Here is a 15,333-nt window from a genome sequence, read left to right on the forward strand (position 1 = left end):
CGGAGCAGTTATGTCTTATTTACTTGAAATGAAAAGCATCACCAAAGCCTTCGGGGCGGTGAAAGCGGTCGACAACGTGAGCCTGCGGCTGAATCCCGGCGAAGTGATGTCGCTGTGCGGCGAAAATGGCTCGGGAAAATCCACCCTGATGAAAGTGTTGTGTGGGATCTACCCGCACGGCAGCTACGAGGGCGAAATCGTCTTTGCCGGAGAGGTGCTCCAGGCCACGCACATTCGTGATACCGAGCGTAAAGGCATCGCGATCATTCACCAGGAGCTGGCGCTGGTGAAGCACCTCACCGTGCTGGAAAATATCTTCCTCGGGGCCGAACTCTCACGCCACGGCGTGCTGGATTACGACACCATGACGCTGCGCTGCGAAAAACTGCTGGCTCAGGTGAGCCTGGCTATCTCACCGGATACGCGCGTCGGCGACTTAGGTTTGGGCCAGCAGCAGCTGGTGGAGATCGCCAAGGCGCTGAACAAACAGGTACGCCTGCTGATCCTCGACGAGCCAACCGCTTCACTCACCGAACAGGAAACGGCCGTTCTGCTCAATATCATCCGCGACCTGCAAAACCACGGCATCGCCTGCATCTATATTTCGCACAAGCTCAATGAGGTCAAAGCCATTTCTGACACCATCTGTGTCATCCGCGACGGGCAGCACATCGGTACGCGTGAAGCAGAAGGCATGAGCGAGGATGACATCATCACCATGATGGTGGGCCGTGAACTCACCGCGCTGTACCCCAGCGAACCGCACGCGATTGGCGAAGAACTCCTGCGCGTAGAAAACCTGACGGCGTGGCACCCCGTTAACCGCCATATCAAGCGCGTGGATAACCTCTCTTTCTCACTGCACCGCGGCGAAATTCTCGGCATTGCCGGTTTAGTGGGGGCCGGAAGAACCGAGGCCGTACAGTGTCTCTTTGGGGTCTGGCCGGGGCGCTGGGAAGGCAAAATTTATATCGACGGTCAGCCGGTAAAAATCGACAACTGCCAGCAGGCCATTGCCAAAGGCATTGCCATGGTGCCAGAAGACCGCAAAAAAGACGGTATCGTGCCGGTAATGGCGGTAGGAAAAAATATCACGCTGGCGGCGCTCAGTCATTTTTCCGGTGCGCTGAGCAGCCTGGATGATGCCGCAGAGCAGCAGTGTATTCTTCAGTCCCTTGCCAGACTCAAGGTAAAAACATCCTCGCCGGAGCTGGCGATAGGACGCCTGAGCGGCGGCAACCAGCAAAAAGCGATTCTGGCGCGCTGCCTGCTGCTTAATCCGCGCATTTTAATTCTGGACGAACCCACCCGCGGGATCGATATCGGCGCGAAGTATGAAATCTACAAGCTGATCAACCAGCTTGTGCAGCAAGGCATTGCCGTCATTGTTATCTCGTCCGAATTGCCTGAAGTGCTGGGCCTGAGCGACCGCGTGCTGGTTATGCATGAAGGGAAACTCAAAGCCAACCTGAACAACCAGAACCTGACGCAAGAGCAGGTGATGGAAGCTGCCTTAAGGAGCGAACGCCATGTCGAAAAGCAACCCGTCTGATATCAAAGTCGCTGTTCCGACGCCCGGTGCGTTCGCAGGACTTAAATCGCTGAATCTGCAAGTTTTTGTGATGATAGCCGCCATTATCGTCATCATGTTGTTCTTTACATGGATGACCGATGGCTCCTATTTGAGCGCCCGCAACGTCTCTAACCTGCTGCGTCAGACCGCCATCACCGGCATCCTGGCAGTGGGGATGGTCTTCGTGATTATCTCAGCGGAAATTGACCTGTCGGTAGGGTCGATGATGGGTCTCCTCGGCGGCGTGGCGGCAATTTTTGACGTCTGGCTCGGCTGGCCGCTGCCGCTGACAATTGCGGTCACGCTGGTACTGGGTCTGCTGCTGGGGGCGTGGAATGGCTGGTGGGTAGCCTACCGGAAAGTTCCGTCGTTTATCGTCACCTTAGCGGGGATGCTGGCCTTCCGCGGTATTCTGATTGGGATCACCAACGGCACCACCGTCTCCCCTACCAGCGCCTCTATGTCCCAGATTGGCCAAAGCTACCTCTCTGATGGCGTTGGTTTTACGATCGGCGTGGTTGGGCTGATGGCGTTTGTGGCGTGGCAATGGCGGGGGCGTATGCGTCGCCAGGCGCTGGGTCTGGCCTCACCTGCTTCAACCTCGGTTGTCGGTCGTCAGGCGCTTATCGCCGTGATTGTGCTGGGCGCCATCTGGCTGCTAAACGATTATCGCGGCGTCCCAACGCCCGTTCTGCTGCTGGCCCTGCTGCTGTTAGGTGGGATGTTTATGGCCACACGTACCGCTTTTGGCCGCCGTATTTATGCCATCGGCGGCAACCTGGAGGCCGCACGTTTATCCGGGATCAACGTCGAGCGAACGAAACTCGCCGTCTTTGCCATCAACGGTCTGATGGTGGCCATCGCGGGGCTGATCCTCAGCTCGCGTCTGGGGGCAGGCTCCCCCTCCGCCGGTAACATTGCCGAACTGGACGCCATCGCCGCCTGCGTGATTGGCGGGACCAGCCTCGCCGGGGGCATTGGCAGCGTGGCGGGTGCAGTGATGGGCGCATTTATTATGGCTTCGCTGGATAACGGGATGAGTATGATGGACGTGCCGACGTTTTGGCAGTATATCGTCAAGGGTGCCATTCTTTTGCTGGCAGTCTGGATGGACTCTGCCACCAAGCGGCGCGCCTGATAACAGTATCGTGACTAATCTGGGAAAATGAGCCATGTTTGAAAAGCGTCACCGCATTACGTTGTTATTCAATGCCAACAAAGCCTATGACCGGCAGGTGGTTGAAGGGGTTGGTGAATATTTGCAGGCGTCGCAATCGGAATGGGATATTTTCATCGAAGAAGATTTCCGTACCCGTCTGGAGAACATCAAAGACTGGCTGGGAGACGGGGTCATCGCCGACTTTGACGACCCCGTAATTGAACAGTTGCTGAGTGGCGTCGACGTGCCTATCGTGGGCGTTGGCGGCTCTTACCATTCACCGGAACACTATCCCCCCGTTCACTACATCGCCACGGATAACCATGCCCTGGTCGAGACCGCCTTTCTCCATTTAAAGGAGAAAGGCGTGCATCGTTTTGCGTTTTACGGATTGCCCGCCACCAGCGGAAAGCGCTGGGCGATGGAGCGTGAATATGCCTTCTGCCAGCTGGTCGCCCAGGAGAAGTATCGCGGCGTCGTTTATCAAGGGCTGGAAACCGCGCCAGAAAACTGGCAGCACGCACAGAATCGCCTGGCTGACTGGCTGCAAACGCTGCCGCCACAGACCGGGATTATCGCCGTGACGGACGCCCGCGCCCGCCACGTATTACAGGTGTGCGAACATTTGCATATTCCGGTGCCGGAAAAGCTGTGCGTGATTGGTATTGATAACGAAGAGCTTACGCGCTATCTGTCACGCGTGGCGCTCTCATCCGTGGCTCAGGGTACCCGTCAGATGGGCTATCAGGCCGCGAAGCTGCTGCACAGGCTGTTAGACAAAGAATCCCTGCCGCTCCAGCGTCTGCTGGTTCCGCCCGTTCGCGTGGTCGAGCGTCGCTCAACTGACTACCGTTCCTTAAACGATCCGGCCGTGATTCAGGCGATGCACTACATTCGCAATCATGCCTGCAAAGGGATTAAGGTCGATCAGGTGCTGGATTCGGTCGGTATTTCACGTTCGAATCTGGAGAAACGGTTCAAAGAGGAAGTCGGTGAGACCATTCACGCCGTGATCCATGCGGAAAAGCTGGAGAAAGCGCGCAGTTTGCTGATCTCCACCTCGCTGTCAATCAACGAGATTTCACAGATGTGCGGCTACCCGTCGCTACAGTATTTCTATTCGGTGTTCAGGAAAGAGTACGACACCACGCCGAAGGAGTACCGGGAACGGTACAGTGAAGTCCTGCTCTAGAAAAGAGAACGCCTTCCAGTGGAAGGCGTTTTTCATTACATATGCGCGGCAATCAGACGCTGGTTATCCTGGTACATGGAGAACAGGTAATTGTTATAACGCTGTCCCTGAGTGGAATAACCTTTCAGCTTGTGGATCATCGCCGTGGCCGTCACTTCCTGATCCGCCTTACGCAGCTGTGCGCGTGACTTACGGAACGAGGAGTAGGCCGGATGGGTGTTCAGGTTCACCACATAGGCATTCACGGAATCTTTCACCGATTCAAACTGTGAATAGCCCTTCACCTTGCCGGGTGCATTGGTACAACGACCTTTTGCGCATTTCATGCCAAACAGATTGTTGTTGTTGCGCGCCAGCTTCGAGGTGCCCCAACCGCTTTCGGCGGCAGCCATTGTCGCGACCATACTGCCTGGAATGATGTCCACACGCTCTAACAGTGAATTCCACGGCACGCGACGCGTGTTCCCGCTCCACTTCACTTTATAGCGTTTGGCGATGTCTTTCAGGCGAGTGCGCTCAGACGGCGACCAGCGGCTATCGTACTGTTTGGAGATCAGCCAGTTACGATCCGCAGTAATCGCGGCATTTTGACTTTTAATGTAAGGCATTACCGTCCGGAGAAACGCTTTTTTTCTTGGTGTTCCGGAAGGGTATTTTCGCAAATCAGGAAGTGAACTACTCTTTGCACTATTGCGAGAATACTCTTGTTTACTGCTAACCTTACTGCTTGTCGTCTTTATTACGTGGGCTTTCTTACTCGTTGTATCCGTGTGCGTCTTTGCAAGCACCTCACCTGAAAATGCCATGGTGAGTAACATGAGTATCGCGGCCCCATATCGTCGAATGGGAGTCGATATCATTAGGTCTCCTGGTCGGATATAAGCATTCCAACACCTTATTTTCTTCAAAAATTTGAGAGCGGAATCTCAAATCATACCAAAAATAGTCCTCAAGAGCACGTATACAAATAGTCCAATTCCGAAACTATGTCATCCGGAACGTGCTCATTAAAGCATCAACACTGGAAAAATGTGCGCGATATCGCAGATAACTGCCTAATTTTGCGCGGGATCACTCATCCCTTCGCGTCCTCCTGGCAGAAAGCCTCAGAGGAGGAGTTTTTCCCCTGAACCGAATGGCACACTGGTCAAAAATGCCGCGACAGGAAAATGGAATGAAACGCACTGCATTAGCTGTTCTGATGTTACCCGCACTCGCGCATGCCGACTGGTCATCGCCAGGATTTGACGCGTTTAACGCTGAAGGTACCGGCGTTTTTACCAGCCAGGCAACGCTTGCGAAGGGTACCCGCCCGCTGACGCTGAGTCTTGACAACGCGTGCTGGCAGCCGACAGATGCCATTAAGCTCAACGAGATGCTGTCGCTCAAACCGTGCGAAGGCACCCCGCCGCAGTGGCGGTTATTCCGTGACGGCGTTTATCAGATGCGTATTGATACGCGCTCGGGAACGCCGACGCTGATGCTGACGGTGAACAGTGCGGCGCCACAGCCTGTCGCTAACGTTACCCGCCAGTGCCCGAAGTGGGACGGCCAACCGCTCACGATCGACGTCGTTAACACCTTCCCGGAAGGCACGGTGGTGCGTGATTTTTACAGCAAACAGACCGCGACCGTTCAAAATGGCAAAGTCACGCTTCAGCCAGCCGCCAACAGCAACGGCCTGCTGCTGCTTGAGCGCGCCGAGACGGACAAACCCGCGCCGTTCAGCTGGCAAAACGCCACCGTCTATTTCGTGCTGACCGATCGCTTTGTGAATGGCGACCCCACCAACGACAATAGCTATGGCCGCCATAAAGACGGTATGCAGGAGATTGGTACTTTCCACGGCGGCGATCTTAAAGGGCTTACAAGCAAACTGGATTATCTTCAGCAGCTGGGCGTGAATGCGCTCTGGATAAGCTCTCCGCTGGAGCAGATCCACGGCTGGGTTGGCGGCGGCACGAAAGGGGATTTCCCCCACTACGCCTATCACGGCTATTACACCCAGGACTGGACGAAACTCGACGCCAACATGGGCAACGAAGAAGATTTGCGCCAGCTTGTCGATGAAGCGCACCGGCGCGGGATCCGCGTCCTGTTTGACGTTGTCATGAATCACGCGGGCTATGCGACGCTTGCCGATATGCAGGAGTATCAGTTTGGCGCGTTGTATTTGCAGGGGGATGAGCTGAAAAAAACCCTCGGTGAGCGCTGGACTGACTGGAAGCCAGGCGCGGGCCAAAGCTGGCACAGCTTCAACGATTACATCAACTTCAGTGATAAAGCCGCATGGGAAAAGTGGTGGGGTAAAAAATGGATCCGTACCGATATCGGTGATTACGACAACCCGGGCTTTGACGATCTGACCATGTCGCTGGCCTTCCTGCCGGATCTGAAAACGGAATCTAAGATCCCGTCAGGTTTGCCAAACTTTTATCAACATAAGCCCGACACCAACGCGAAGGTGATGACGAATTTCACCCCCCGGGATTATCTGACCCACTGGCTCAGTCAGTGGGTACGTGACTACGGCATCGACGGTTTTCGGGTCGATACCGCTAAACACGTTGAGCCTGAAGCCTGGCAGCAACTGAAAAACCAGGCCAGCCAGGCGCTGACCGCGTGGAAAGCCGCCAACCCGGACAAAAAACTCGACGATGCGCCATTCTGGATGACCGGTGAATCCTGGGGACATGGCGTCATGCAGAGCGATTATTACCGCCACGGCTTCGATGCGATGATCAACTTTGACTATCAGGAGCAGGCGGCGAAAGCGGTGGATTGTCTGGCGGATATGGATTTGACCTGGCAGCAGATGGCAGAAAAGCTGCAAAGTTTCAATGTGCTGAGCTATCTCTCCTCCCACGATACGCGTCTGTTCCGTGAAGGGGGCCAGCGCGCCGCTGAGTTACTGCTGCTGGCACCGGGAAGCGTGCAGATCTATTACGGCGATGAATCAGAGCGTCCATTCGGCCCGACGGGCTCCGATCCGCTACAGGGAACCCGTTCGGATATGAACTGGCAGGACGTCACGGGTAAACAGGCGTTAACTGTCGCCCACTGGCAGCTTCTGGGGCAGTTCCGCGCCCGTCATCCGGCGGTAGGTGAAGGCAAGCAAACCACGCTGTCGATGAAAGAAGGCTACGGCTTTGTGCGCGAGCACAAGGGCGATAAGGTGATGGTGGTGTGGGCGGGTAATCAATAGGCCCCCTCACCCTAACCCTCTCCCCAGGGGGGAGAGGGGATGGCACGGTGCGCTCTTTCTCCCTCGCCCCTTTGAGCAGAGGGCCGGAGTGAGGGGCATTCACCAGAACAATTCACCATACAAATACAAACCCGCCACATAAAACAACAAATCCGACCACATCCGCCGATTTGCACCAACACGGTGCTGGCGTTATGGTTACTGCCTTTCATATTAAGCCCGACAGATCACCTGCTATGACGTTTTCACAATTCGGCGACAAATTTACCCGCCATTCAGGCATTACCCGCCTGATGGAGGACCTCAACGACGGGCTGCGCACCCCAGGCGCTATCATGCTTGGCGGCGGAAACCCGGCTCAAATTCCGGAGATGAACTCCTACTTCCAGACGCTGCTGGCAGACATGCTGGAAAACGGTAAAGCAACCGATGCGCTGTGTAATTACGACGGCCCACAGGGTAAAACCGAACTACTGACGCTTCTGGCGGCAATGCTGCGGGAAGCGCTGGGTTGGGATATTGAACCACAGAATATTGCACTGACCAACGGCAGTCAGAGCGCGTTTTTCTACTTGTTCAATCTCTTCGCCGGACGCCGCGCCGACGGCACCACAAAAAAAGTGCTGTTCCCGCTGGCACCGGAGTATATCGGCTATGCCGATGCTGGCCTCGAAGAAGACCTGTTTGTGTCCGCGCGTCCGAATATCGAGTTGTTGCCAGAGGGCCAGTTCAAATATCACGTCGATTTTGAACATCTGCATATCGGTGAAGAGACGGGCATGATCTGCGTATCCCGTCCCACCAACCCGACGGGCAACGTGATCACCGACGACGAGCTGATGAAGCTGGATGCGCTGGCGAATCAGCACGGCATCCCGCTGGTGATCGACAACGCCTATGGCGTACCGTTCCCGGGGATCATCTTCAGCGAAGCGCGTCCGCTGTGGAACCCGAATATTGTGCTGTGCATGAGCCTCTCCAAGCTGGGCCTGCCGGGCAGCCGCTGCGGCATTATCATTGCTAACGAGAAAATCATCACCGCCATTACCAACATGAACGGCATTATCAGCCTTTCGCCTGGCGGCATCGGCCCGGCGATGATGTGCGAGATGATCAGGCGTAACGACCTGCTGCGCCTGTCGAATGAGGTGATTAAGCCGTTTTACTCTCAGCGCGTTCAGGAAACCATCGCCATCCTTCGCCGCTATTTACCGGAAGAACGCTGCCTGATCCATAAACCGGAAGGGGCCATTTTCCTGTGGCTGTGGTTTAAAGATCTGCCCATTACGACAGAGCTGCTTTATCAGCGTCTGAAAAAACGTGGCGTGCTGATGGTGCCAGGAGATTACTTCTTCCCGGGACTGGATAAGCCGTGGCCGCACACGCACCAGTGCATGCGCATGAACTACGTCCCGGACCCGGAAAAAATCGAAGCGGGGGTGAAAATTCTCGCCGAAGAGATTGAGAACGCCTGGCGCGAAGCCGGTTAAAACGTCCTCAGGCCAGATTACGCAGCCGTTCCGCGCGTAATCTGGCGGGGTCTATGCAGCGCAGCGCGTGGGTGGGACAGGCTTCGACGCAGGCGGGCCCCCCTTCGCGATGCACGCACAAATCACATTTCAACGCCTGAACGCGATCTTCCACGAGCCGAACCTGCATTGCCCCGAACGGGCACGCCACCATACAGCTTTTGCAGCCGATACAGCGTGCCTGCTCCACCAGCCAGGCCCCGGCAGTGCGGTGAATTGCCTGCGTCGGGCAGACATTCGCGCAGGGTGCGTCTTCACACTGGTGACAGCCCACGGCCGTGGTGAACGTATCGCCCTTAACCACCCGAATACGGGACATAACAGCACCTGGCGTAGCATCATTCTGATGCGACACCATGCACGCCACCTCACAGGTGCGACACCCGATACATTTTTCCGAATCCGCCATGATAAATCGGTTCATGTGTTACGCCTCGCGCACGTTAAAACCCGGTTCCGGGCACATCATACATAACGTCTCAGGCAGCGAAGGTGTGATGAGTCAAAGAGGCGGCGCTTAGCCGGAATTAATATGCTCTTTACAGTACCGCCGTTTCCACACGGCGGGCGTTAACCCGGTATGTTTCGAAAATATCTGCCGGAAATAACCCACGTCATTAAAACCGCACCGGGCGGCCACTTCAGTTAACGAGGCCGCATCGTTCAACAACAGTTTTTCAGCGGCCCTGACGCGCTGGCGATGAATTGCCTCCGTCAGGGTTAAATGAAACGTCCGGCGAAATACTCGCCCAAGGTAATCAGCGTTGCAGTGCAGCTCTTTCGCCAGCTGCGAAGTGGATATGGGCAAATGAAAGTGCGTGCGGATAAGCTGTTTGGCCTTCCACGCCATTGCCGCGCCCGCATCATCCGCTTTATCTTCATATCCCGGCGAGAGCGATATTTGCTGCAAAATTAACAGCAAAATGATCTCCAGCGCCTGGCTACGCTGTAATTTTTCCTGCTCGCTTAAAAACTGTCGGAATAACGCAATGACATATTGCGGATCCCGAACGCTACAGTGTTGCTCAATCGACAGCGGCGACGCGCCTGGCAACGCAGGCAAGCGTTCATCCACCTCAAAATGCAGCCAGTAAAATTTCAGATCGCCCGGAAAATCGTCCACCCCGACATGCCGCCGCTTCGGCCAAAGTAATAAACTCTCACCAGCGTTTACCTCAAAAAGCGTATTTTCCTCCTGGATCGTTAATGTCCCTTTTTCGACAAAAATAATCTCCCACGATGATAATTTTCGTGCGGGATGACGGCCCACGCCCCGGGAGATAAATAAACCGCCATTTTGAACCTTAATCGGAAGTGCTATGGATAATTCAAGCATGGATATTCATTTTTCCGCTTTTATGGTGACGAATATTGCCTTTATTCTTTGATTATTAATAAATATCAGCATAACCGCTCGATCAAACTCACACTTTTATCATCAGGTCGGAATCGTCACCTTTTTATACTTTTCCCTTCCCTTGTTGGTCTGCCCGTTGAATGCAGAATAAATGGGGTACCTTGCACAAATACGATAAAAAAAACGTTTATCGAGGAGTTACCCCATGACTTCCACACCGATTACAGACGCAGAAGTTGCAAAACAGGTAGCCGATGACCGGCTGTCGGTCCGCGAAAAAATTGGCTACGGCCTGGGCGACGCGGGTGGCACGGTAATCACCTGTCTGATCATGAATTTTCTGACCTTTTTCTATACCGATGTGTTTGGCCTGACGCCCGCGCTCGTCGGCACGCTGTTCATTGCCCTGCGGGTATTTGACGCAGTTTCCGATCCGGTGATGGGCGTGATTGCTGACCGCACGCAGAGCCGCTGGGGACGTTTTCGTCCCTGGCAGCTGTGGGTCGCGCTTCCCATCGGCATCATCGGCGTGCTGACCTTTACCGTCCCGGACGCCAGCATGGGCGTGAAAATCGCCTGGGCGTTTGGCACCTATTTGCTGTTGTCCGTGGGCTATACCGCCATCAACGTGCCGTATTGTGCGCTGATCAATACCATGACCACCCGCCACAACGAGGTCATATCCTGCCAGTCCTGGCGCTTCGTACTGTGCGGCGTGGCGGGCTTTCTGGTCTCCGTTGGCCTGCCGTGGCTGGTGGCGGAACTGGGCCAGGGCAATGCCGCCCGGGGTTATCAACTGGGCGTCGGCGTGCTGTGTGCCATCGCCGTGGTGATGTTCCTGTGCTGCTTCTTCTGGGTACGCGAGCGCGTCCCGCTGGCGCTGATGGGCAAATTCACCCTGCGCGAGCATCTGGCGGGCCTGCGTAAAAACGATCAGCTACTGCTGATGCTGGTGATGTCGTTCCTGCTGATTAACGTATTCAACATTCGCGGCGGCGGATACATGTACTTCATCACCTACGTGCTTCAGGGCAGCACGGCGTACACCTCGCTGTTTTTCACCATGGTGACCTTTGCCGCCATTCTGGGTGCGGTGATCGTCAACCCGCTGTCGCGCCGAATGGATACCGTCAAACTCTACTACTACACCAACCTGGTGCTCGCAGCACTTGCAGTGGGCATGTGGTTTCTGCCGGGTGGCCCGGCGCACCAGACGCTCTGGCTGATCGTCATTTTAAGCAACGGCGTGATCCTGGGCTTCACTCTGCCGCTGCACTTCTCGCTGATGGCCTTTGCCGATGATTACGGCGAATGGAAAACCGGCGTGCGCTCATCGGGCATGAACTTCGCTTTCAACCTGTTTTTCATCAAGCTCGCGTGGGCATCCAGCGCCGGGATCATCAGCCTGGTGTTTATTGCCGTGGCCTATCAGCTAGGCGCGGGTAACCAGACGCCCGCCTCATTGCAGGGCATCACCGCCATGGAGACGCTACTCCCTGCCCTTTTCCACCTGCTGCTGGCGGTCGCTATCCGCTGGTGCAGGCTTAACAATCCCGTGATGCCGCGCATTGCCACCGATTTGCGCCAGCGTCATGTCCAGTCCTGAGGAGAACGATATGTCCATAATGGAAGCCGACCTTCACCAGTTGAAAATCAACGACCCGTTTCTTGGTCAGTACCAACGGCTGGTCCGTGACGTGGTGATCCCTTACCAGTGGGAGGCGCTTAACGACCGCGTGGCAGAGGCCGAACCCAGCCACGCCATCGCCAACTTCCGCATCGCGGCCGGTCTGGAACAGGGGGAGTTTTACGGGATGGTATTTCAGGACAGTGACGTGGCGAAATGGCTCGAAGCCGTGGCGTGGTCGCTGTGCCAGAAGCCGGATGCTGAACTGGAAAAAACCGCCGACGAGGTGATTGAACTGGTCGCGGCGGCGCAGTGCGAAGATGGTTATCTCAATACCTATTTCACGGTGAAAGCCCCCGAGGAGCGCTGGACCAATCTGGCGGAATGCCACGAACTGTACTGCGCCGGACATATGATTGAAGCGGGCGTGGCGTATTTCCAGGGAACCGGAAAGCGCCGCCTGCTGGACGTGGTGTGCAGGCTGGCGGACCATATCGACGGCGTGTTTGGCCCAGGCGAGACGCAGTTGCACGGCTATCCGGGACACCCGGAAATCGAGCTGGCGCTGATGCGGCTGTACGACGTCACGCAGGAGCCACGCTATCTCAACATGGTGAAATATTTCATTGAGGAACGCGGCGCGCAGCCTCACTTCTACGACATTGAATACGAGAAGCGCGGCAAAACGTCCTACTGGAATACCTATGGCCCGGCGTGGATGGTCAAGGACAAAGCCTACAGCCAGGCGCATCAACCCCTTGCCGAACAGCAAACGGCCATCGGCCATGCGGTGCGTTTCGTCTACCTGATGGCGGGCATGGCGCACCTGGCGCGCCTGAGCAATGACGAAGGCAAACGCCAGGACTGTCTGCGGCTGTGGAACAACATGGCGCAGCGCCAGCTGTACATTACCGGCGGGATTGGCTCGCAAAGCAGCGGCGAGGCGTTCAGCAGCGATTACGATCTGCCCAACGATACGGTATATGCGGAAAGCTGCGCCTCCATTGGCCTGATGATGTTTGCCCGCCGGATGCTGGAGATGGAGGCAGACGGCCACTACGCCGACGTGATGGAGCGTGCGCTGTACAACACGGTGCTGGGCGGCATGGCGCTGGACGGTAAGCATTTCTTTTATGTGAATCCGCTGGAAGTACACCCGAAAACGCTGGCCTTCAACCATATCTATGACCACGTGAAACCGGTGCGTCAGCGCTGGTTCGGCTGCGCCTGTTGCCCGCCGAATATTGCGCGCGTCCTGACTTCGCTGGGGCACTACATTTATACCGTTCGCCCGGACGCGCTGTTGATCAATCTGTACGTGGGGAACGACGTCGCCATTCCGGTTGGGGAAAACACCCTACAGCTGCGGATTAGCGGCAACTATCCGTGGCATGAGCAGGTGAAAATCGAGATAACCTCGCCAGTTCCGGTGAGTCACACGCTGGCCCTGAGGCTGCCGGACTGGTGCGCTGAACCGGCGGTTTCGCTGAATGGTGAAGCCATTACCGGCGAGGTCTCCCGGGGATACCTGTACCTCAACCGCAGCTGGCAGGAAGGCGACACGCTGACGCTGACGTTACCGATGCCGGTTCGCCGCGTGTATGGCAACCCGCAGGTGCGCCAGCAGGCGGGGAAAGTCGCGCTCCAGCGCGGGCCGCTGGTTTACTGCCTGGAAGAGGCCGATAACGGTGCAAATCTGCATAACCTTTCCTTGCCACAAGACAGCGCGTTTCGGGTATTTGAAGGCAAAGGCATTTTCGCGCACAAAATGCTGATACAGACAGAGGGGATCGGGTGTCAGGCGAAGGACACTGATGCCCTGTGGCAGTACGACCGCTCGCCGGTAGAACGTCAGCCCCGGACGCTGACCTTTATTCCGTGGTTTAGCTGGGCAAACCGGGGAGAAGGTGAAATGCGGATATGGGTGGATGAGGGCTGAATAGCGGCGGTCTGTTGCCCTCACCCCAGCCCTCTCCCACGGGAGAGGGAGTAAAACGTAGGCTGGCTCAGGCCGCCCGGGACGGCCTGCGCGGGAAGATTAAAACAGCCCCAGCGGTTTATCGGAGTAGCTGACCAGCAGACATTTCGTTTGCTGGTAGTGCTCCAGCATCATCTTATGGGTTTCACGCCCGATGCCCGACTGCTTGTAGCCGCCAAACGCCGCATGAGCCGGATAGGCGTGATAGCAGTTGGTCCATACGCGTCCGGCCTGAATGCCGCGCCCCATTTTATAGGCCAGATTGCCGTTACGGCTCCAGACGCCCGCCCCCAGGCCATACTGCGTGTCGTTGGCGAGTTCCAGCGCTTCGTCCATGGTTTTAAACGTGGTGACGGCCAGCACCGGTCCAAAAATTTCCTCCTGGAAAACGCGCATGTTGTTCTTACCGAACAGGATGGTCGGCTCAAGGTAGTAACCCTCCTGCAAATCGCCGCCCAGCACCTTACGACGACCGCCGGTCAACACATCGGCCCCCTCTTTTTTGCCAATATCAATATAGTTGAGGATGGTTTCCAGCTGACCATGCGATACCTGCGCTCCCATCTGGGTGACGTTATCCAGCGGATTACCGCTGCGAATCGACTCCACGCGCCGGATCGCCCGCTCCATAAAGCGCTCATAGATGGATTCCTGCACCAGCGCGCGGCTCGGACAGGTACAGACTTCACCCTGGTTAAACGCGAACAACGCAAACCCTTCCAGCGCTTTGTCGAAGAAGGCGTCCTCTTCATCCATCACGTCGGCAAAGAAGATGTTCGGCGATTTCCCGCCCAGCTCCAGCGTGACCGGAATGATGTTCTGGGTCGCGTACTGCATGATCTGCTGACCCACTTCCGTTGAGCCGGTAAACGCCACTTTGGCGATACGCTTTGAAGTAGCCAGATATTCGCCAATCTCGCCCCCGGCACCGTTGACCACGTTAATCACCCCCGGCGGCAACAGGTCGCCAATCACCTCCATCAGCAGCAGTACCGAAAGCGGCGTCAGGCGTGCGGGTTTCAGCACAACGCAGTTACCTGCCGCCAGCGCGGGCGCCATTTTCCAGCTTGCCATCAGCAGCGGGAAGTTCCAGGGAATAATTTGCCCTACCACGCCGAGCGGCTCGTGGAAGTGATACGCCACGGTATCCTTGTCAACTTCACTGATTCCCCCCTCCTGGGCACGAATGCAGGAGGCAAAATAACGGAAATGGTCAATCGCCAGCGGCACGTCCGCCGCCATGGTTTCCCGGATCGGCTTGCCGTTGTCCCACGTTTCAGCGGTCGCCAGCAGCTCCAGACTCTGCTCCATCCGATCGGCGATTTTGAACAAAATGGCCGCTCTGTCCTGAACGGACGTTTGTCCCCATTTATCTTTCGCCTTATGCGCCGCATCCAGCGCTAAATCAATATCCCGCTTGCCCGAACTGGCAATTTCACACAGCGGCTGGCCGGTGACGGGCGTCAGGTTGGAATAGTATTCACCGTCGACGGGCGCCACCCAGTCGCCACCGATAAAGTTGTCATAGCGGGGCTTGAGCTTAAGGGGAAAACCATACTCGCCAGGCTGGATACGCGATGAGGGAGGATTGTTTGTCATGACCGTCTCCTTGCAGTAGGTGTACAACAAGGGTAGTTCCGGCTGGTGATTTTCTCGCCAGCCGGTAACGGGTTTACGAGCCGTATCACGGATTACCGTACTTTACGTTTCGTT

Annotated in this window: 11 protein-coding genes; 7 read left to right on the forward strand and 4 right to left on the reverse strand. The window is 56.2% G+C overall.

Going from position 1 to position 15,333, the window contains the following annotated elements; genetic code table 11:
• Nucleotides 1-10 precede the first annotated feature (10 nt).
• Genes ACOTX7_RS17505 through xylR form a run of 3 tightly spaced genes read left to right on the forward strand, consistent with a single transcriptional unit; the run spans nt 11 to nt 3,924 of the window.
• On the forward strand, nt 11-1,552 hold the full coding sequence (locus tag ACOTX7_RS17505; RefSeq protein WP_221256634.1) for a xylose ABC transporter ATP-binding protein: 1,542 nt from the start codon (nt 11-13) through the stop codon (nt 1,550-1,552).
• Nucleotides 1,530-2,711, forward strand: coding sequence for a xylose ABC transporter permease XylH (xylH, locus tag ACOTX7_RS17510; protein WP_221256635.1), 1,182 nt, complete (start codon nt 1,530-1,532; stop codon nt 2,709-2,711). Before ACOTX7_RS17505 ends, xylH begins: the two co-directional genes overlap by 23 nt.
• A 34-nt stretch (nt 2,712-2,745) precedes the next feature.
• A complete protein-coding gene (gene xylR, locus ACOTX7_RS17515) occupies nt 2,746-3,924 on the forward strand; it encodes a D-xylose utilization transcriptional activator XylR (RefSeq protein WP_006808604.1) in 1,179 nt (392 codons plus the stop codon).
• A gap of 35 nt (nt 3,925-3,959) precedes the next feature.
• Here xylR and ACOTX7_RS17520 read toward each other — a convergent pair whose 3' ends face one another.
• Complete coding sequence (locus tag ACOTX7_RS17520; RefSeq protein ID WP_006808605.1) at nt 3,960-4,784, reverse strand: protein bax; 825 nt, start codon at nt 4,782-4,784, stop codon at nt 3,960-3,962.
• 314 nt (nt 4,785-5,098) lie between these two features.
• On the opposite strand from ACOTX7_RS17520, the gene ACOTX7_RS17525 reads away from it, so the two are divergent.
• On the forward strand, nt 5,099-7,129 hold the full coding sequence (locus ACOTX7_RS17525) for an alpha-amylase (protein ID WP_205925282.1): 2,031 nt from the start codon (nt 5,099-5,101) through the stop codon (nt 7,127-7,129).
• 236 nt (nt 7,130-7,365) lie between these two features.
• Nucleotides 7,366-8,619, forward strand: a complete 1,254-nt coding sequence (gene avtA, locus ACOTX7_RS17530) for a valine--pyruvate transaminase (RefSeq protein WP_221256637.1) — start codon at nt 7,366-7,368, stop codon at nt 8,617-8,619.
• Between the two features lie 7 nt (nt 8,620-8,626).
• On the opposite strand, the gene ACOTX7_RS17535 is transcribed toward avtA, so the two are convergent.
• Nucleotides 8,627-9,082: a 4Fe-4S dicluster domain-containing protein gene (locus ACOTX7_RS17535; protein ID WP_221813611.1), complete on the reverse strand. Its 456-nt coding sequence runs from the start codon at nt 9,080-9,082 to the stop codon at nt 8,627-8,629.
• 93 nt (nt 9,083-9,175) lie between these two features.
• A complete protein-coding gene (locus tag ACOTX7_RS17540) occupies nt 9,176-9,994 on the reverse strand; it encodes an AraC family transcriptional regulator (RefSeq protein WP_006808609.1) in 819 nt (272 codons plus the stop codon).
• Between the two features lie 226 nt (nt 9,995-10,220).
• On the opposite strand from ACOTX7_RS17540, the gene ACOTX7_RS17545 reads away from it, so the two are divergent.
• Nucleotides 10,221-11,621: an MFS transporter gene (locus ACOTX7_RS17545; RefSeq protein WP_221256638.1), complete on the forward strand. Its 1,401-nt coding sequence runs from the start codon at nt 10,221-10,223 to the stop codon at nt 11,619-11,621.
• A 10-nt stretch (nt 11,622-11,631) separates the two neighbouring features.
• Nucleotides 11,632-13,581 (forward strand): glycoside hydrolase family 127 protein, encoded by a 1,950-nt coding sequence (locus ACOTX7_RS17550; protein WP_221256639.1) that lies wholly within the window; start codon nt 11,632-11,634, stop codon nt 13,579-13,581.
• Between the two features lie 99 nt (nt 13,582-13,680).
• Here the strand turns inward: ACOTX7_RS17550 and aldB are convergent, their stop codons facing one another.
• Nucleotides 13,681-15,219 carry an aldehyde dehydrogenase AldB gene (gene aldB / locus ACOTX7_RS17555; RefSeq protein ID WP_421626141.1) on the reverse strand — a complete coding sequence of 513 codons (1,539 nt, stop codon included), beginning with the start codon at nt 15,217-15,219 and terminating at the stop codon, nt 13,681-13,683.
• Nucleotides 15,220-15,333: the final 114 nt, after the last annotated feature.

The organism is Enterobacter cloacae complex sp. IR5418 (genome assembly GCF_049238105.1).
Lineage (GTDB): Bacteria > Pseudomonadota > Gammaproteobacteria > Enterobacterales > Enterobacteriaceae > Enterobacter > Enterobacter hormaechei.

What these genes read in the sequence shown, in the direction of transcription:
- ACOTX7_RS17505 (WP_221256634.1), top strand. Translation starts at nt 11, where the DNA reads ATGTCTTATTTACTTGAAATGAAAAGCATCACCAAAGCCTTCGGGGCG.
- xylH (WP_221256635.1), top strand. Translation starts at nt 1,530, where the DNA reads ATGTCGAAAAGCAACCCGTCTGATATCAAAGTCGCTGTTCCGACGCCC.
- xylR (WP_006808604.1), top strand. Translation starts at nt 2,746, where the DNA reads ATGTTTGAAAAGCGTCACCGCATTACGTTGTTATTCAATGCCAACAAA.
- ACOTX7_RS17520 (WP_006808605.1), bottom strand. Translation starts at nt 4,784, where the DNA reads ATGATATCGACTCCCATTCGACGATATGGGGCCGCGATACTCATGTTA.
- ACOTX7_RS17525 (WP_205925282.1), top strand. Translation starts at nt 5,099, where the DNA reads ATGAAACGCACTGCATTAGCTGTTCTGATGTTACCCGCACTCGCGCAT.
- avtA (WP_221256637.1), top strand. Translation starts at nt 7,366, where the DNA reads ATGACGTTTTCACAATTCGGCGACAAATTTACCCGCCATTCAGGCATT.
- ACOTX7_RS17535 (WP_221813611.1), bottom strand. Translation starts at nt 9,082, where the DNA reads ATGAACCGATTTATCATGGCGGATTCGGAAAAATGTATCGGGTGTCGC.
- ACOTX7_RS17540 (WP_006808609.1), bottom strand. Translation starts at nt 9,994, where the DNA reads ATGCTTGAATTATCCATAGCACTTCCGATTAAGGTTCAAAATGGCGGT.
- ACOTX7_RS17545 (WP_221256638.1), top strand. Translation starts at nt 10,221, where the DNA reads ATGACTTCCACACCGATTACAGACGCAGAAGTTGCAAAACAGGTAGCC.
- ACOTX7_RS17550 (WP_221256639.1), top strand. Translation starts at nt 11,632, where the DNA reads ATGTCCATAATGGAAGCCGACCTTCACCAGTTGAAAATCAACGACCCG.
- aldB (WP_421626141.1), bottom strand. Translation starts at nt 15,219, where the DNA reads ATGACAAACAATCCTCCCTCATCGCGTATCCAGCCTGGCGAGTATGGT.